This window comes from Streptomyces sp. MMBL 11-1 (genome assembly GCF_028622875.1).
Classification (GTDB): Bacteria; Actinomycetota; Actinomycetes; order Streptomycetales; family Streptomycetaceae; genus Streptomyces.
On sequence record NZ_CP117709.1, the window covers coordinates 7,044,635 to 7,062,630 of the forward strand.

13 protein-coding genes and 4 pseudogenes are annotated in these 17,996 nt (G+C 69.7%); 9 read left to right on the forward strand and 8 right to left on the reverse strand.

The features are described from left to right. Positions 1 to 48: 48 nt before the first annotated feature. The 3 genes and pseudogenes from PSQ21_RS31105 to PSQ21_RS31115 all read right to left on the reverse strand — a co-directional run. The gene (locus PSQ21_RS31105; RefSeq protein WP_274034635.1) at positions 49 to 1,635 is read right to left on the reverse strand and encodes an alpha/beta hydrolase; all 1,587 of its coding nucleotides are present in this window, start codon (positions 1,633 to 1,635) and stop codon (positions 49 to 51) included. Positions 1,636 to 1,790: 155 nt separating this feature from the next. Then, positions 1,791 to 2,828 carry an Rv2578c family radical SAM protein gene (locus PSQ21_RS31110; protein WP_274034636.1) on the reverse strand — a complete coding sequence of 346 codons (1,038 nt, stop codon included), beginning with the start codon at positions 2,826 to 2,828 and terminating at the stop codon, positions 1,791 to 1,793. Between the two features lie 553 nt (positions 2,829 to 3,381). Then, positions 3,382 to 4,111 (reverse strand): annotated as a pseudogene (locus PSQ21_RS31115) (IS5 family transposase); the annotation flags it as partial. 36 nt (positions 4,112 to 4,147) lie between these two features. Between PSQ21_RS31115 and PSQ21_RS31120 the strand changes: the two are divergent. Continuing rightward, positions 4,148 to 4,777: a class I SAM-dependent methyltransferase gene (locus tag PSQ21_RS31120; protein ID WP_274034637.1), complete on the forward strand. Its 630-nt coding sequence runs from the start codon at positions 4,148 to 4,150 to the stop codon at positions 4,775 to 4,777. A 66-nt stretch (positions 4,778 to 4,843) separates the two neighbouring features. On the opposite strand, the gene PSQ21_RS31125 is transcribed toward PSQ21_RS31120, so the two are convergent. After that, positions 4,844 to 5,125 (reverse strand): hypothetical protein, encoded by a 282-nt coding sequence (locus PSQ21_RS31125; RefSeq protein ID WP_274034638.1) that lies wholly within the window; start codon positions 5,123 to 5,125, stop codon positions 4,844 to 4,846. Between the two features lie 768 nt (positions 5,126 to 5,893). Here PSQ21_RS31125 and PSQ21_RS31135 point away from each other — a divergent pair. Beyond that, positions 5,894 to 6,298, forward strand: a complete 405-nt coding sequence (locus PSQ21_RS31135; protein WP_274034639.1) for a hypothetical protein — start codon at positions 5,894 to 5,896, stop codon at positions 6,296 to 6,298. On the opposite strand, the pseudogene PSQ21_RS31140 reads toward PSQ21_RS31135, so the two are convergent. Together PSQ21_RS31140 and PSQ21_RS31145 are read right to left on the reverse strand one after the other, a co-directional pair. Then, a pseudogene (locus PSQ21_RS31140) lies at positions 6,263 to 7,062 on the reverse strand (IS5 family transposase). The gene PSQ21_RS31135 and the pseudogene PSQ21_RS31140 overlap by 36 nt on opposite strands. Before the next feature lie 190 nt (positions 7,063 to 7,252). Further along, positions 7,253 to 7,570: a DUF6221 family protein gene (locus PSQ21_RS31145; protein WP_274034640.1), complete on the reverse strand. Its 318-nt coding sequence runs from the start codon at positions 7,568 to 7,570 to the stop codon at positions 7,253 to 7,255. Between the two features lie 46 nt (positions 7,571 to 7,616). Here PSQ21_RS31145 and PSQ21_RS31150 point away from each other — a divergent pair, with 46 nt between their 5' ends. After that, positions 7,617 to 8,384 carry a transposase gene (locus PSQ21_RS31150; protein WP_274034641.1) on the forward strand — a complete coding sequence of 256 codons (768 nt, stop codon included), beginning with the start codon at positions 7,617 to 7,619 and terminating at the stop codon, positions 8,382 to 8,384. A 63-nt stretch (positions 8,385 to 8,447) separates the two neighbouring features. On the opposite strand, the gene PSQ21_RS31155 is transcribed toward PSQ21_RS31150, so the two are convergent. Further along, a complete protein-coding gene (locus PSQ21_RS31155; protein ID WP_274034642.1) occupies positions 8,448 to 8,603 on the reverse strand; it encodes an HNH endonuclease in 156 nt (51 codons plus the stop codon). A 1,439-nt stretch (positions 8,604 to 10,042) separates the two neighbouring features. Here PSQ21_RS31155 and PSQ21_RS31165 point away from each other — a divergent pair. From PSQ21_RS31165 to PSQ21_RS31190, 6 genes and pseudogenes are all read left to right on the forward strand, one after another. Then, positions 10,043 to 10,843 carry a MerR family transcriptional regulator gene (locus PSQ21_RS31165; protein WP_274034643.1) on the forward strand — a complete coding sequence of 267 codons (801 nt, stop codon included), beginning with the start codon at positions 10,043 to 10,045 and terminating at the stop codon, positions 10,841 to 10,843. After that, positions 10,840 to 12,054 (forward strand): annotated as a pseudogene (locus PSQ21_RS31170) (glycosyltransferase). Before PSQ21_RS31165 ends, PSQ21_RS31170 begins: the two are co-directional and overlap by 4 nt. A gap of 144 nt (positions 12,055 to 12,198) precedes the next feature. Beyond that, a pseudogene (locus PSQ21_RS31175) lies at positions 12,199 to 12,631 on the forward strand (transposase family protein); the annotation flags it as partial. Between the two features lie 811 nt (positions 12,632 to 13,442). Continuing rightward, the gene (locus PSQ21_RS31180) at positions 13,443 to 13,586 is read left to right on the forward strand and encodes a hypothetical protein (RefSeq protein WP_274034644.1); all 144 of its coding nucleotides are present in this window, start codon (positions 13,443 to 13,445) and stop codon (positions 13,584 to 13,586) included. A gap of 105 nt (positions 13,587 to 13,691) precedes the next feature. Continuing rightward, positions 13,692 to 14,135 carry an SRPBCC family protein gene (locus PSQ21_RS31185; RefSeq protein ID WP_274034645.1) on the forward strand — a complete coding sequence of 148 codons (444 nt, stop codon included), beginning with the start codon at positions 13,692 to 13,694 and terminating at the stop codon, positions 14,133 to 14,135. 220 nt (positions 14,136 to 14,355) lie between these two features. Next, positions 14,356 to 16,821 carry an MFS transporter gene (locus PSQ21_RS31190; RefSeq protein ID WP_274034646.1) on the forward strand — a complete coding sequence of 822 codons (2,466 nt, stop codon included), beginning with the start codon at positions 14,356 to 14,358 and terminating at the stop codon, positions 16,819 to 16,821. Between the two features lie 139 nt (positions 16,822 to 16,960). Here PSQ21_RS31190 and PSQ21_RS31195 read toward each other — a convergent pair whose 3' ends face one another. Next, complete coding sequence (locus PSQ21_RS31195) at positions 16,961 to 17,866, reverse strand: LysR family transcriptional regulator (protein WP_274034647.1); 906 nt, start codon at positions 17,864 to 17,866, stop codon at positions 16,961 to 16,963. Positions 17,867 to 17,996: the final 130 nt, after the last annotated feature.

Genomic DNA, 17,996 nt, shown 5'->3' on the forward strand with positions numbered 1-17,996 from the left:
ACCGCCCGTGCGCCCGCTGTCGCCGGGTGCGCGGGCGGTCCGTCCCGCTCAGCGGCGGAAGCCGAGCAGGCCGTGCAGGCGGCTGCCCTTGCTGTTGTCCACCGACTGGGCCGCCGCCTTCTCGGCGGGCAGCGGCTTGGGGTCCGGGAGGGCGGCGCAGACCGCGTCCGCCTCGCCCCGGCCGCGCGGGACCGTTCCGTCGGTCAGATACGCCGCCAGGTGCCTGTCCAGACAGTCGTTGCCGCTCAGCGCGATGCCGTGGTTGCCGCCGCCCTCCTCCACGACGAGGCTGGAGCCCTTGAGCTTGCGGTGCATGCTGACCGCGCCGCCGTACGGGGTCGCCGCGTCGTCCGTGGCCTGGAGGATGAGCGCCGGAGGCAGCTGACGGTTGTTCACCCGGACCGGCCGCAGCGGCGCCACCGGCCAGCTCGCGCACGGCGCGTTGTACCAGGTGTTGTTCCAGGTCATGAACGGCGCCTTCTTGTGGATCCGGCGGCTGTCGTTGCGCCAGGTGCTCCAGTGCTCGGGCCAGCCGGCGTCGCGGCACTGGACGGCCGTGTAGACCGAGTAGCCGTTGTCGCCGCTCGCGTCGACCGCGCCGAAGTCCTCGTACACCTCGACCAGCGCCTCGGCGTCCCGGTTCTTCACGTACGCGGCGAACGCCTCGGCGAGGTAGGGCCAGTAGCCGTTGTAGTACCCGCCGGGAATGAAGGTGTCCTCCAGCTCGCTCGCGCCGACCGTGCCGCCCGCGGGCTCCCGCGCCACGTCCGCCCGCATCCGGTACCAGGCGGCCTCGACGACCGCCGGGTCGCTGCCCAGGCCGTACGCGGAGTCGTTCTTCGCGACCCACGCGGCGAAGGCCTTGTGCCGGTCGTCGAAGGCGTGGTTCTGGCCGAGGTTGCCCTCGTACCAGACGTCGTCCGGGTCGACGACCGAGTCGAGGACCAGGCGGCGCACGCGCTCCGGGTACAGCTTGGCGTAGACCGCGCCCAGGTAGGTGCCGTAGGAGTAGCCGAAGTAGTTGATCTGCCGGGAGCCCAGCGCCCGGCGGATCACGTCGAGGTCCTTGGCGGCGCTGACCGTGTCCATGTACGGCAGGACGTCGCCGTGCTTCTCGCCGCAGGCCCGGGCGAAGGACTCCGCCCGGTCGCGGTTGACGCGCTCCGCCCGGTAGGACGTCGGCACCGAGTCCGGGCGCACCGGATCGAAGTGCCCGGGCAGGCAGTTCAGGGCGGGCGTGCTCCTGCCGACGCCGCGCGGGTCGAAGCCGATCACGTCGTACTGGGCCGCGACCTTCTTCGGCAGCGAGGACGCCACGAACCCGGCCATCGACAGGCCGCTGCCGCCGGGGCCGCCCGGGTTGACCAGCAGCGGGCCCTGGAAGGTCTTCGCGGTGTGCGGGACGCGCGAGAGGGCGAGGGTGATCTGACGGCCCGACGGGCGGCGGTGGTCCAGCGGGGCGCTGACCTTCGCGCACTGGAGCGTCGGGTAGCTGTCGGTCGGACAGTCGGTCCACTTCGGTTTCGGGGCCGGCGGCGTGCTCGCCGAGGTGGCGGCGGCCGGCGCGGGCGCGGCGGTCAGCAGACCGGCGACGGTCGCACCGACGGCGACCAGAATTCCTGCACGTTTCGTCATGGGGTCTCCCGGGGTGACGGGACGCGGCGCCGGATCACCGGTCCCCGCCGCATGCTCCCCGAATACCCCCGCCGAAGGACCCGTTCCGCGCGGAGCCGACCCGTACGGTCACGCCATCGGCCCTGCGGGCGGCCGCCCGCACTCCGCCACGGCCCTCACAGCAGGGTCAGCTGGGTGGGCCCCGTCTCCGGCGCGGCGGCCGGAGACGGAGCCGGGCCGATCCGCCGGGCCTCACCCCGGTGCGCCGGGCCGATCCCGAACTCGTCCGCCAGCTCGTGCACCTGGCGCGTGATCCGGCGCTGGTACCAGGTGGGGGCGTACGCCCCGTCCGCGTACATCCGCTCGTAGCGCTCCACCAGCCGCGGATGGTGCTGCCCCAGCCAGTGCAGGTACCACTCGCGCGCGCCGGGGCGCAGATGCAGCACCAGCGGGGTCACCGAGGCCGCCCCCGCGTCCGCGATGGCGGCGACGGTGGCGCGCAGTTGCTCCGGGCGGTCGCCGAGGAACGGGATGACCGGGGCCATCAGGACCGAGCAGCCGATCCCCGCGTCGGTGAGCGCGCGCACCACGTCCAGCCGGCGTTCGGGGGAGGGGGTGCCGGGTTCGACCGTCCGCCACAGCTCCCGGTCGACGAAACCCACGGAGACCGAGACACCGACCTCGGCGACCTCCGCGGCCTGCCGCAGCAGCTCCAGGTCCCGCAGGACCAGCGTGCCCTTGGTGAGGATGGAGAAGGGATTGGCCCGGTCGCGCAAGGCGGTGATGATGCCCGGCATGAGCCGGTACCGACCTTCCGCCCTCTGGTAACAATCGACGTTCGTACCCATGGCGACGTGCTCGCCCCGCCAGTGCCGGGAGGCCAGCTCCCGCTGGAGCAGCTCTGCGGCGTTGACCTTGACGACGATCTGGGAGTCGAAGCCGACGCCGGTGTCCAGGTCCAGATAGCTGTGGGTCTTGCGGGCGAAGCAGTACACACAGGCGTGCGTGCAGCCCCGGTACGGGTTCACCGTCCATTCGAACGGCATCCGCGAGGCGCCGGGCACCCGGTTCAGGATCGACCGGGCCCGGATCTCGTGGAAGGTGATGCCCCGGAATTCCGGGGTGTCGAACGTGCGCGTGGTCACCGCGTCCGCGGCGAAGAGCGCGCTGTTCCCGGTCGTCGAGTTCTTCTCGACCAGATTGTCCCAGCGCATGGACGCCTCCTCGGTAGCACTCCCCGCAGAATAGAACACTTGTTCCCTTGATCGTGCGCGGTGGGCCCGTGGCGCCCCACGACTGCCGTGTCGCCCCTGGTGGACCCGCTCTGTCCGACCGACTGGGAGGTCCCGACCATGGCCAGTAGGTTCACCGAGCTCGCGATCGACTGCGCGAATCCCGTCGTCCTCGCCCGGCTCTGGTGTTCGGCCCTCGTAAAGGGTGTCAACCCACGTGAGTGCACGTGAGACACAGGGAGCCCCGCCCGGCGGATGCCGAACGGGGCGTTTTGCTGTCTTGGGCTCTTGACTGCGGGGCTCGCAACGCGTCGTCGGGGGCCGGGCCTGCGCCGAGCCTCACCACGTGGTCGGGGCGCGCGTAGAGGGTCGTCCCGGGGTCGCTAGCGCTCTGAATCCAGCGGGCGGGGACCGGGGCGCGCGTGAGGGTCTTGCGCTCGATACGCAGCGCGACACGACCCGCGAGGACGACCGGGAACAGCTCGTCGGCAGTCATGCGGCCACCCGCCCACGGCGCACGATCGAGCGGAGCGGCATCGAAGGTTGGCGGCCGGCCGCCGAGGGCTCCGCGTCGATGGCGGTTCGCCGCCTCGTCGCGGCGCTCGGGGATCGTGGCAGCGATGCCCCGGCGCCTCAGCAGATGGCGGATGGCCCTACTGGAATACGCCTTGTCACCCAGCACACGGTCCGGTGTCGTGCGCGGGCGGCCCGTGCCGAGGCGCGGGGTGCGGATGCCGTCGAAGACCTGGCCGAACGCCGTCGCGTCGTTGACGTTGCCGGGCGTGAGCACAATCGACAGGGGCAGGCCCCGGCCATCGACGGCGAGATGGACTGTGGTGGTCAGTCCGCCTCGGGAGTGGCCGAGGGCCTGGCGCGCCTGCGAGCGGCCCGGATCTTCCAGTTCGTCCCCGTTCACATCCCCCTTTTGCGGGCGCCGACTGCGTGCTGGTGGGCTCGGTTGATGGTGGAGTCGACGGAGACGGTCCATTCCACCCGGCCCACCGCGTCATCGCGGACCTGAACGTGCTCCAGCAACCGTGCCCAGGTGCCGTCCGCCTCCCAGCGGGCAAACCGCTCGTAGACGGTCTGCCACGGCCCGAACCGGTCGGGAAGATCCCGCCACGGAGCCCGGTCCGCAGCCGCCACAGCACCCCGTTGACCACCTGCCGGTGATCACGCCACGGACGGCCCCGTCCGTCCACCTGAGGCAAAATGGGCTCTATCCGCCTCCATGCCGCATCCGTCAGCTCGCCTCGACCTGCCACAAGATCAATCATCAGACCGGCTATAGAGTCCTGCCCGTGGTGAATCATCAGGACGAGACCAGGACGGCCTACGACGGTGTCGTCGAGCTGTACGCATCGCTGTTCGCAAATCGGCTAGAAACACAGCCCTTCTCCCGGGCCATGATCGGCACCTTCGCCGAACTGGTGCGCGCGACGGGCAACCTGCGGACAGCGGACGTCGGGTGCGGTCCCGGACATCTGACAGCCATGCTGCACGAACTCGGCCTGGACGCCTTCGGACTAGACCTTGCCCCCGGCATGGTCGACCACGCCCGGCAGGCCCATCCGGCGCTGCACTTCCAAGAGGCGCGGATGGAATCCCTGCCGATCGAGGACGCCGCGCTCGGCGGCGTGCTGGCCCACTACTCAATGATTCACACCCCTCCGTGGGAACTACCGGAGCTGCTCGCCGAACAGGTACGCGTCCTGGCACCGAACGGTCTGCTCCTGGTCTCCTTCTTCGGGACCGACGGACAAGTACCGGTCCGGTTCGACCACAAGGTGGCGCCCGCCTACAGCTGGCCGGTGGATCGCCTCGCCGAACTGCTGGGCGATGCCGGGCTCGATCCCTTCGCCCGGCTGCTCCACGATCCATCCTCTGATCGGGGCTTCCTCGACACCCATCTACTGGCCCGCCGTTCGTAGCCACTGCCCAGTCCCCCCAGCCGATCGGCGCACCTCCGGATTGCCAGCTCAGCCGAATCCCCCTGATCAGACCGGAATTGTCAGACACCCCCCCCAGCCCTCCTCTCCCTCGTTGTATTCGGGGAACAGGTGCGGGTGTTCCTTTGTCAACTCCCTGGCAAGCGCCTCTTTGATGGGGTCGGTGACATCCCATCCGTGGGCGGTCGGGTGACCCTCGAACAGCCAGCACGCGGCCTGTTCGTCAGGCGTGAGACTGGCGCACCAAGCGAGGGACGAGAGCTGTAGCCCCTTGTCGTTCCACCTGGCCCGTACTGCGCCGCCGGGGCCGCTGTCCTGGTCCCAGAGCATCGTTGCGTGGTCACCCTTGTGTGCCTCGCCCAGTTCACAAAGCACATGGCTGGCCTGCAACTCTCAAAACACGGATAGCAGGGTGATGATGTGCGCCGGGGCTGTCATCACCATGACAACAGCGCACTGATCCATTGGGCTGGGTGGCCCTTTCACTCGTCGTTGCCGTCGTCGGGGTCGCCCTCGGATGTAAGTCGTCGACTGCCCGCGTTGTCCGGACGGGCCAACCCGCGAGGGTCATGCACAGTCCAACGGCGGGGTCGGTCACGGTGAGCAACACAGGGCACCCGGATTCCAGGGCACGTATGGCGTCGTCCTGGCGCTCAATGTCGTCGGCCCACGCCCGAAGCGCTTCGGGGGCGTCCGCGCTGTAAAAGTTGACCGGCTGGACACCCCTCGGGAACGCCAGAGCACCCGGGACCACAACGGGTCCGTGCCCGTTCGCGAGGTGTAGCGCCTGTCTGCGGAGCCACCGGAGTACGAGCCGACGATTTGGCACTTTGACCCCGCCGAGCGAGGACACGCGCTGTCTGTCCGTCACGGTCACATGCGCGGCGTAGGGAAACTTCCCAACGACGCTGCCAGCCTGCCGACAGCGCCGCTGGTTCGGCAGCGTGGCCGCAAGCTTCTGCTGTGCGGTTCGCGCCATGTCCGGGCCCTCCCTAGCAGTGTCATCCCTTGTGGTGGTGTTCGCACTAAGAACTCCTAACGGAATGACTCTTTGGGGTCGGTTGCCCGACGTGAGGTGCGGTCGGGCAGCATGGGGCGATGGACGTTGAGCGGCCGCTGCCACGCGAGGTGAAGGCCATCGATTCGGCCTCGTTGTTCCGGCTGGAAGAGCGGGCGGGTGGCCTCGGCCTGAGCCAGCGGTTGGACCCGACGTGGGTGCGGGCGAATGCGGCGCCCGGCGGCACCCACTATCTGTGGCCGGCCTTGTGGCACACCCTGCCCCACCGCCCTGACGTTCCCGATCACGTGCGGTGGGAACTGCTGATCACTCTGCGTACGGGAGACCGCGTGGTGAGCTGGCTGGACGTGATCCCCGACGACTTCACCCCTCTGCCGAAGATGACCTCACGCGAAGAGGGAATGCAGGTCAGACAGCTCCTTGACCAAGCTCCTTCGGTCCGGGAGTGGCTACTGCGAGAGGGCGAGGGATCGGGTCGGCTGTGACAGGCGTCGCCAGCAGATGAGTGCGCATCCCAGGGTAAGGAGGGCCTCGTGGATGTCGTCGCGGATCTCCCAGCGGATCCGCAGGCGGCGGAACCAGTGCAGATGGGCGAAGGCGCGCTCGACAACCCAGCGTTGAGTGCCGAGTCCGGAGCCGTGTTCAGTGCCACGTCGCGCGATCAGTGGCTTCACGCCGAGCGCGCGGACGAGGCGGCGGTACTTGTCGTGGTCGTAGCCGCGGTCACCGAGCACGACGTCGGGGCGGCGCCGAGGTCGGCCACGCTTGCCCCGCACGGGTGGCACTGCCTGGAGCAGCGGGATGAGCTGGGTGACGTCGTTGCGGTTGCCACCGGTGAGGGTTGCGGCGAGCGGGATGCCGGTGGCGTCCGCGATCAGGTGGTGCTTGCTGCCCGTTCTGCCCCGGTCGACAGGGCTTCGTCCCGTCTTGGGGCCCCTCTTAATGCTCTGATGTGGGAGCCGTCGACCGCCGCCGCAGAGAAGTCCAGGGCGTCCGCGCTGCGGAGCTTGGTCAAGAGCGCTTCGTGGAGCCGGGGCCACACGCCGGCGTCGGTCCACTCGGCCAGGCGTCGCCAGCAGGTCATGCCCGAGCCGGAGCCGAGTTCCTGCGGCAGGTGTTCCCAGGCGATCCCGGTATGCAGGACGAACAGGATGCCCTGGAATACCAGCCGGTCCGGATGCCGCTTCCGCCCGGGATGATGAGTGCGACGTTCGATCTTCGGCAGTAGAGGCTCGATCACCGCCCGCAGCTAGTCATCGACGTCCCACGGCTTCCGCCGAGCCACTCCGCACCCCAGATCAACGGCCCCGGAGTGATCCAACCACCTCGAAGATCATTTCGTTAGGAGTTCTAAGTCCTGTCCCGTAATGATCTTCCGGGGCGACGTGACGCCCGGTCTCGCGGCTTTGCTGGGGCTTCTACCCATGTACTGCGCCACTTCAGGCCCTTGCGGGGAAGTCAGGATGGTCGGTGTAGGGCGAGGCAAGGTCACGCAGGTCGTGGCACGGCCAGGGGTCGCGGGCGTGACGGGCCAGGATGCGCCGCTTGGCCTCGATCTCGCGCAGGACGCGGGCCGGGTCGTGCAGAGCCACGTGCAGAGCAATCGTGGGGTGGAAGCCAGTGAGGTCAACCTGGCAGAAGTCGACCGTGTGACCTTGGGCCGACCATTGCCCGCATCCGTCACCGTCGCAGCGCCGAGCCAAGTCGGCCTCCTCGTCCAGCCGCGCCTCGATGAACCTCGCTAGTTCTTCAGTCATAGGGACATTCTCGGTGCTGTGCTGGGCGGCATGGAATGATCTTGTGGTGTCTGATGTGATCGCGGCGTCGGAGCCGTCCTGGATGGCCCCGTTCACCGGGCTGAGCCCTCGTCTGTTCGGGAAGTTGGTGACCCTTCTGCGGCGTGAGGGTGCGGACGCGGTCCGCAGGGGCCGGCCGTGGAACCTGCCGCTGGAGGACCGGGCCCTGCTGGTCGCGGCCTACTGGCGCACGAATCTGACCATGCGGCAGCTCGCTCCGCTGTTCGGGGTGTCCAAGTCGGCCGCGGACCGGATCATCGATTACCTCGCCCCGATGCTCGCCCTCCAGCCCCGCAAGCGGTTCGCGAAGGACACCGTGCTCATCGTGGACGGCACCTTGGTGCCCACCCGCGATCACACCATCGCCGAGCAGTCCAAGAACAACCGGTACTCCACGAACCACCAGGTCGTCATCGATGCCGACACTCGGCTCGTCGTCGCGGTTGGCCGACCGTTGTCCGGGAATCGCACCGACTGTAAGGCGTGGGAGGAGTCCGGCGCGAAGGCTGCAGTCGGCGAGACCATGACGATCGCCGACGGCGGCTATCCGGGCACCGGGCTCGTGATGCCCCACCGCCGCCGCAAAGGCGAAGAGCTGCCTGACTGGAAACAGGTGCACAACAAGTCCCACAAACAGGTCCGAGCCCGCGTCGAGCACGTCTTCGCCCGCATGAAGACCTGGAAGATCCTCCGCGACTGCCGCCTCAAAGGTGACGGTGTCCACCACGCCATGCTCGGAATCGCCCGGATGCACAACCTCAACCTCGCCGGATAGGCGAGCAGTCGGGTTGGTCACCGACCACGTCCTCACCGGTCAAGATCATTTACGGGACAGGTCTTAGGCCACGTCACGGGCTCCGCCGAACTCCGTAGCCGTCTTGAGCTGGTGGCCGTCGTGGCAGAGCACTTGGACGTTGCTGTCAACGTCTTCACCGCCGAGCGCGAGGGGCCGCACATGGTCCACGTCCACCTCGTTCGCGGGGAAGTCGCCCATGCACCGGTCGCACCAGGCCGAGCCCCGTTTCTGCACTCGCCGGCGAAGCCTCGCGGCAGCGTCCCGGCGGCTCGCCCGTCGTCGCCCCCGCGCACGTCTGGAACGGACACTCGGCCGTCCCTCGTACGCCCCGTGGTGCGTGTTGCAGCGTCCGCGGTGCGTCGCGGGCTCGGTGCAGTCGATACGGCGCATGTGCGACCCCTGGTGGTCGTCCTGGTCCTGCTCTGTGAGCGACCTGATGGGCAACATGCCTGGACCCGTGGGCAGCGTGCCCAAGGGAATGAGGTTGCTCGTCGCCCTGGCGCTCGTTGGCGATGGGTGGAACTGCCCGAAGATCACGACGTTGACGGAAGTCGTTATCCGGATCAGGTTCCGATTGGTCTGCGCCCGGCCCCGGACTCGAACCGGGGAACTCTGCGGGTTCGTTCCGGGTCTTCCCGAGGGGGCCGGTACCGCGCACCTCTAGCCGTTGGGTCAGCGGGCGTAAAGGGTCGTCCTGGCGCTCATAGACGCGTCGGGACGACCGTGGGGACCGCACGGTCTTGCAACCCCGTTCAACGCCCCGTCAGGGCGGTTACTGGTGGGCGGTGCGGTCCCCGCGTGCGTTGCCTCACGACCCCTGCGGCCACCCTCGCGGGTGCGTGGTGCACGGGCAACGCTGAGAAAACGGGCACTCGGACCGCCGCTTTCCCCCTTGGGCGAGAACCCGATACGCCCGTGCGCGGGCAGCAGAAAGTCCCGGCGGGTCCACGGGGCGGGGCAGTCCGAGTCTATCGGGGCCCTACGCGGCGACCAGTTCCCGGACGGGCTCGGCGACCGTGGCGGGCTCGACCAGGCGCGCGGACGCGCCCTCGGTCGGAGACGTCGCGCACGGGGCGTCCCTGTGCATCTTCCAGCCGAGCAGCGTTTCGTTCGGAGTATCCGCGTGATGACAGCGGGGGTCCACTTGAACACGTCGCGGACGACGTGCGACCCCTTGGCCCCGCCGGTCTTTCCGCCCTTGTCGCGCTTCATCACCGCCCAGTGATCGCGCGGGCTCAGGATGATGTCCGCGTTGAGCCCTGCGGCAATAGCCGAAACGGTCGCCCCCTCCCACAGCCCACGGACGATGCGTTCAATGACCTTGACCGCGTCGGGGTCCGGTACGAGCGTCCGACCGACCCCGCCGAACTCTGCGGGCAAGGGGGTGTGCACGTAGCCGTACGGGGGACGACCGCCACCGCGCCACCGAAGCACCATCTTTCGGATGGCAGCCATAGCGCCGGTAACGCGGTCACTGAGGTTCTTCGGCGGTGCCGCTCCGGGGTGGGTACGGCTCTGGCAATTGACGTCATGTGCTTGCGGCGGCCGGGCGGAACATCCTCCGAGGCCCGGAGAGCGGGAGTTGACCCTCCCCTTACGTCAGGCTTGAGGCTGGATGTCGACGAAAGGGCAGGTGGATGAGTTACTCCGTGGGGCAGGTCTCGGCCTTCGCCGGCGTGACGGTGCGGACACTGCATCACTACGACAAGGCGGGGCTGCTCTCGCCCAGTGACCGCAGCCCCGCCGGTTACCGGCTCTACAGTGAGGCTGACCTGGTCCGTCTCCAGCAGATCCTCTTTTACCGTGAGCTCGGCTTCTCTCTCGATGAGATCGCCGGGATCTTCAAGGATCCGCAGGTGAACCCGTTGGAGCAGCTCCGGGCCCGGCAGCGGCAGCTGCGTGAGGAGATCGCCAGGCTGCAGCGGCTGGCCGAGGTGGCGGAACGGGCGATGGAGGTCCAGAAGACCGGGGTGTCCCTGACTCCTCAGGAACGCTTCGAGGTCTTCGGTGAGATCACCTTCGACCTGAGCTATGCCACCGAGGCAGAACTGAAGTGGGCGCACTCGGAGGGACAGCGCGAGGCGATGGCGCGCGCGGCTGCTCACACCAAAGAGGATTGGCGTCAGCTCATGGGCGAGACCGCCGCCTGGCGCGCGGAGCTGCTCGCGGCCTTCGACGAGGGGGAGCTGAGCAACGGCGAGCGGGCCATGGACCTCGCCGAGGAGCACCGCTTGCACATCTCACGATGGTTCACCGCCTGCCCGCCCGACATGCACCGGCGTATCGCGGACGACTTCGTCGCCGACCCGCGCGCGTTCGCTCTGGTCATACCGCCGTCGCAGCAACGCCCGGGCCTGGCCGCCTATACGCGCAAGGCGGTTCACGCCAACGCGGCCCGCCACGCAGGTGGTCGTACCGGTTCCCAGGAGGACCAATGAGAATCCTTATCGCCGCAGCCGGATCGCGCGGCGACGTCGCGCCCTACACGGGTCTGGGATCCGAACTACGCCGGGCCGGATACGACGTTACCCTCGCCACCACAGACACCTTCGCACCACTCGTACACGACGCAGGGCTGGAATTTCGCAGCCTCCCCGCCGACACACGGGTCCGTGGCAGCATCACAGGCAAACGTGAACTCATGCGCACTGCTGCCACGTTCATCACCGAACTGGGTCAGGGCTTCGCCGACGTGATGGACGAAGGCACGGACCTGCTCCTGCTGTCGACCACCACGACTCCGCTCGGCTGGCACCTCACCGAGGCCACGGGCACACCCAGCCTCGGCGTGTACCTCCAACCCACCCAACCGACCGGCGACTTCCCGCCCGTCGTCACAGGCTCCCGCTCACTGGGCCGTCTCGCCAACCGAGCCACCGGACGCTTCGCACTGCACATGGCCGACCGCGTCTACGAACAGGCTGTCGCATAGCTGCGCCGCCGCCTCCAACTGCCCCCGGCCTCACCTTCCGAGATGCGTCGACGGCAGGAACAGGCGAATTGGCCCATCCTGCATGGCTTCAGCACGGCCCTGGTGCCTCGTCCCTCCGACTGGCGCGCCGGCTTGGAGGTCGTGGGCAACTGGTGGCCCCATCAGGAGGCGGCCGAACGGCTGCCTCCTGATCTGGAGGACTTCCTGCGTGCCGGACCCCGACCCGTCCTCATCGGCTTCGGAAGCATGGCAGCCGGTGACGGGGAGAGGCTGAGCGAGATCGCTGTGCAAGCCCTGCGCCGCGCCGGACTGCGCGGCATCCTCCAAGCCGGCAGTGCCGGGCTTGCCGCCGACGGGAACGACGTGCTCACGATCGGGGACGTACCGCACGCCTTGCTGTTTCCACGGCTGGCCGCGGTGGTCCACCATGGCGGGGCCGGCACCTCGGCCGCCGCGTTGCGTGCTGGAGTGCCCGCGGTCACCGTACCGGTGACTGCGGACCAGCCGTTCTGGGCGGGGCGACTTGCCGCCATCGGCGCCGCCACCGTCCCGATCCCCTTCCGATCCCTCACCGTCGAACGGCTTGCCGACTCACTTCACCAAGTAGTGAAGCAGCAGGCACACAGTCGAGCCGCCGCAAAGGCGGCGCAACATCTGATGACCGAGAACGGAGCAGGTCAGGCGCTCAAGGTCATCCAACAGCTGACCGATGGATGACGCCAGTCCGTTCCTCGTCCTCGTCACTGCGCTTCTTCAGTCTGGGCACCGATCGGCTGACGGCTGAGGGCGCGCAACAGGCCAGGCCCCCGGATTGTTGATGGAGATGTCTGACGTCTCAACCAAGCAGCCCTGGAGACCTCGTTGGTCATCTACCCAGCCGCACTCGACGCGCCGCACGCGCTCGTGGGGTGGGTCACCATGCTCATCGTCACCCGCGAGGGGGACCGGCTCTGCAAGCTGCGCCCGTGCGCCCGTCTCAACGCGCGATGGTGGCGCTCGTGTACTTACGCGAGCACATCACGTTGGCGCAGATCGCCGCAGGTTTCGGGATCAGCGAGTCCACCGCCCACGCCTACACCATCGCGGTCACCGACCTGCTCGCCGAGCGCGCTCCGGGTCTGCTCAGGACACTGCGTGAAGCCGACCCGGACTTCGTCCTGCTGGACGGCACTTCGCCGAGTGCGACCGCGTCGCTGACGGGCGGGCGGACTACTCGGCCAAACACCGCCGCCACGGCGTGAACGTGCAGGTAGTCACCGATCCTTGCGGCCGGCTGCTGTGGCCTTCCCCTGCTGCCGCTCGGGGCTGGTGGTCTCGTCGGTCAGGACGGACAGGCGTACGCACCGCACACCCCGGAGGGTCGCGGTTTCGTAAGCCGTGCCCGTGATGGGGTTCCGGGGTGCACTGCGCATGTCCCCCGTAGGGACCGAGGGGTTCCCCGTGCTGCTGCGCTCCCTGACCAGGACCGATGCACCCACGACAACACTCCAGAACTACTAGTTCCGTGTGTTGGGAGACCCGGAGGGCAACGAGTTCTGTGTGCTCGGGAACCGCCGACCCTGAACCCGGGCGACCCGGGCGACCCGGGCGACCCGGGCGACCCGGGCGACCGGGGGACGGTCGCGTCGCCCGCCCGGGTGATCGTCTGCGCCGCTGACGACTCCGGTCCGGACCGGCCTCCCCGCTTCGCGGCCTACGGGTGCGGCGCGGCCGTGCCAGTCGCAGAACCGACAGTCGGGTTTTCCGGCCACCCGCAGCGAGGACGCGTGCTCGGTACCCGTCACGGGACGGCGAAGCACCACCGCCGTACGGCCACCGCGTCGGCAGCCGCCGCCAACGGATCCAGAACCGGCCGACAGGGCGTCACCGCACCGGAGTCGCCTTCGTGACCTGCCGAAAGAGGGTGGTGCGCACGCTGGGCCGGCCGCCCAGGTGTGAGGCACGGAAGGAGGTGCCCCAGCTCAGCGACGTGCCCGCTCGGGTCCGTGCGCCCCCTTGTGCCGGCGTGCACCGATCAATGCGTACACACGGATAGTTATGATCCGTGGCACCACGTGGGCACCATCCGAGTGCGTCGCTTCATCTCGTCGAGCAGGGAGAGCGCCATGCCGTCCACACCCACCCGTCCCGCGTTCGAACTACGCGTGGGGGAAGTCCACTTGACCGTCCAGCGCATCCCCGGATGGCTGGTGACAGCCCTCGCCACCGCGGTGGGCAGCGCGTTCGCCGCATGGTTCACGTCCCTGTGACCCGGGTGCGTGGAACCGGTCGCGGCCGGGCGTGATTTTGAGCGGCTGTGCCCGAGGTGGTTGGCTCAGCCCACCACCGAACAACCGAGTGCTGGAGGAACAGCCATGGCGCAGGTCGAGGCCACGACGGAGCGGATCATCGCGGCGGACGCGGAGGACGTGTTCGACGCGCTGGCCGACTACAAGGACGTCCGCGGCAAGGTGCTGACCGGGCACTTCAGCGAGTACGAGGTCCGGGAGGGCGGCGACGGCGAGGGCAGCCTCGTGCACTGGAAGCTCCAGGCGACCAGCAAGCGCGTCCGTGACTGCCTGGTGGAGGTCAGTGAGCCGACCGACGGGCAGCTCGTCGAGAACGACCGCAACTCCTCCATGGTCACCACCTGGACCGTCACCCCGGCCGGTGACGGGAAGTCCAGGGTCGTCGTCACCACGGTCTGGGACGGCGCGGGCGGCATCGGCGGGTTCTTCGAGCGGACCTTCGCGCCCAAGGGCCTCGGCCGGATCTACGACGAGCTGCTCCAGAACCTCGCCACCGAGGTCGAGAAGTAATTCCCTTTCACCGCACCGGAGGCCGGAGATCCGGCCTCCGTGAGCGCGGCCGGCCTCACCGGAACGGGTGGTTTTCCGGGGTGGCCGGTTGTGCGCCGTAGTGGCTCCCACCGGCGCATAAGCCCTCCGTGCGCGCCGCGTACGCCCCTCGTCACGTTTGCCCCGCCTTGCCGCACGATGCGAGAAATGGGCGGCGCAGGTGCGACGAGGGGAGCGTTACGTGGTGGGTGGTATCACGCTGGTGAAGGACGAGCCGGAGGGCCCGGGACCGGACGGCACGACTCCGGACGGCACGGCGGCCACGGTCGAACTCCCCGCCGCACCGCCCCCGCCACCCCCTCCGGCCGGACCCGGCCCGGACGCGGTGGAGATCAGCCCCCGCAAGGTCCGCATGGTCTTCCTCGGGCTGATGCTCACCCTGCTGCTCGCGGCGCTCGACCAGATGATCGTCGCCACCGCCCTGCCCAGAATCGTCGGTGAGCTGCACGGCCTGGAGAAGATGTCCTGGGCGGTCACCGCCTACCTCCTCGCCTCCACCATCGTCCTGCCGCTCTACGGCAAGCTCGGCGACCTCTTCGGCCGCAAGGGCGTCTTCCAGTTCGCCATCGTCGTCTTCGTCATCGGCTCCGCCCTCGCCGGCTGGTCGCGCACCATGGACGAGCTGATCGCCTTCCGCGCCGTCCAGGGCATCGGCGGCGGCGGCCTCATGATCGGTGTCCAGGCGATCATCGCGGACATCGTCCCGCCCCGGGAGCGCGGCCGCTACATGGGCCTCATCGGCGCGGTCTTCGGCCTCGCCTCGGTCGCCGGCCCCCTGCTCGGCGGGTTCTTCACCGACCACGCCTCCTGGCGCTGGTGCTTCTACATCAACGTCCCCTTCGGCCTGGTCACCCTGGCCGTCATCGCCGTCGTCCTCAAACTGCCCAGGCCCGCCGTACGGCCGCGGCTCGACGTCCTGGGCGCGGTGCTCCTGGCCGTCGCCTCCACCTGCCTGGTGCTGGTCACCAGTTGGGGCGGCACCGAGTACGCCTGGGGCTCGCGCACCATCCTGGGGCTCGCGGCGGGCGCGGTCCTCACGACGGTGCTCTTCGTCGCCGCCGAACACCGGGCCGCAGAACCGATCATTCCGCTGCGGCTGTTCCGCGACTCCGTCTTCAACGTCACCGGCCTGGTCGGCGCGGTCGTCGGTATCGCGCTCTTCGGGGCCGCCAGCTACCTCCCGACCTACCTCCAGATGGTCGACGGGGCCAGCGCCACCGAATCCGGGCTGCTGATGCTCCCGATGATGATGGGCATCGTCGGCGGGTCCGTCGTCTCCGGCCAGCTCATCACCCGCACCGGCCGCTACCGGATCTACCCGATCGTCGGCAGCGCCGTCTCGGTGGTCGGCATGTGGCTGCTGTCCCTGCTGGAGGCGGACACCTCGCCCCTGGCGTACAGCTTCTACCAGGCCGTCCTCGGCACCGGCATCGGACTGGTCATGTCCGTCCTCGTGCTCGCCGTGCAGAACTCCGTACGCCCCTCGGACCTCGGCACCGCCACCAGCGCCAACAACTACTTCCGGCAGATCGGCGGCAGCGTCGGCGCGGCGATCTTCGGCACGCTGTTCGCCGGGCGGCTCTCCGACGCCCTCGGCGTACGCCTGCCCGCGGGCGCGGAGCTGCCCGACCCCGAGTCGATCACCCCGCAGATCGTCCACGCGATGGAACCCGCGTTGCGCGACGCGTACATCCAGGCGTACGTCGACGCGATGCCGCGCATCTTCCTCTACCTCGTGCCGGTGCTCGTGCTCGGCCTGGTCCTCGCCTTCTTCCTCAAGGAGAAACCGCTGGTGTCCCACCACAGCCCCGAAGCCGCAGCAGAGATCACGGCCTCCCCGATCCCCGCCGCCCGCGCCGACTCCGGGCGGCCCGCCTCCGGCTACCTCTCCGGGGTCCCGGTCCACGGGAGCGTCCAGCACCCGGACGGCACCGCCGTCCCCCGCGCCGCCCTCACCCTCATCGACGTCCAGGGGCGGCAGATCGGGCGCGGGGCCAGCGGTGAGGACGGGCGGTACGCGCTGAGCGTCCCCGGCGCCGGCTCCTACGTACTGATCGCCGCCGCCGGCGGACACCAGCCGCAGGCCGTCAGCGTGACCGTGGGCGAGCGCCCCGTCGAGCTGGACGTGGTGCTCGGCGGCGCCGGCCGCCTCGCCGGGTCCGTCCTCACCCCCGACGGGGCCCCCGTCCGCGACGCGGCCGTCACCCTGACCGACGTACGCGGCGAGGTCGTCGCCTCCACCCGTACCGGCCATGAGGGCGGCTACGTCATCGGCGAACTGGTCGCCGGCGAGTACACCCTCGCCGCCAGCGCCCCCGCTTTCCGCCCCGCCGCCCTCCCGGTCAGCGTGCAGGCCGCCCGGGAGACCCGGCAGGACATCGAGCTGGCGGGCGGGGCCGTCCTGCGCGGCGTCGTCCGGGCCACCGCCGGGCGCCCCGTCGAGGACGCCCGGGTCACCCTGCTGGACGCGGCGGGCAATGTGGTGGACACCCTCACCACCGGACCCGACGGATCGTTCCGGTTCGTGGACCTGTCGTCCGGCGAGTACACGGTGATCGCCGCCGGGTACCCGCCGGTCGCCACCGTCCTCCAGGTCGCGGGCGGCGGCCGCACCGAACGCGACCTCCAACTCGGCCACGAGGACTGAGACGCAGGGGGCTGAGACGCGGTGGGCTGAGACGCGGTGGGCTGAGACGTACGGGCTGAGACGTACGGGGCTCAGGAGTACGGAGTACAGGGCTCAGGAGTACGGGGGCGGCCTCCCGGAGCAGGTGGTGTTCCGGGGCTCAGCCCCGGGCCGGCTCCCGTACCGGCTCCTCCCGCACCAGCCGCATCAGGGCCCGTGCCCCCGGGCTCAGGCTCCGCGCCGCCGGAAGCACCACCACGCTCTCGTACACCGGCCGGCGCGCGCCCCCCAGCTCCACGGCGACCAGCCGGGCCGCCTCCGGCTTGCGGGAGAAGTGGTGCGGCACCACCGCGATCCCCAGCCCTTCCTGCACCAGCTCCAGCAGGCTGTGCACATCGTTGACCTCCAGGCCCACCGTCCGGCGCACCCCCGCCGCCGCGAACGCCTCGTCGGCGGCCCGCCGGGGACCCCAGTCCGGATGGAAGTCGATGAACGACGCCCCCCGCAGCTCCTCCCACCCCACCTCCGGCCGCCCGGCGAACGCGTGCCCCGCCGCGCACAGCAGCACCATCGGCTCCCGGGCCAGCGGCACCAGCTCCCCGCGCCACTCCGCCGGGCCGACCGTCGCGGCGAACGCCAGGTCGAGGCGTCCACCCGCCACCCCGTCCAACAGGCTGCTGGTGCCCTCCTGCCGCAGCCGCAGCTCCATCTGTGGATGCTCCCGGTGGAACGCAGCCAGCAGCCGCGCCGGACTCACCCCCGCCACGCACTGCTCGACCCCGATGGTCAGCGTCCCGCGCAGCAGCCCCCGTACGGCATCGACCGCGTCCCGCGCGGCCCGCGCGCCCGCCAGCGTGCGCTCCGCCTCCACCAGCAGCGCCCGCCCGGCCTCGGTGAGCAGGACCGAGCGCGTGGTACGGCTGAACAACGGGGTCCGCAGCTCCTGCTCCAGCGCCCGTACGGAGGCGGAGAGCCCGGACTGCGAGACGGCGAGGCGCGCTGCGGCGCGGGTGAAGTGCCGCTCCTCGGCCACGGCGACGAAGTGTTCCAGCTGACGCAATTCCATGATTGAGCAACCTAAACGATGAATCCGAGCGGAATCTCCTGTTGGACTGCTGGATCGATCTGCGGAAGCCTGGACCGGGTGCGCGCCGGTCCCGGCGCGCCACCCCCGTACCCCTACCGCGGAGCCTCGT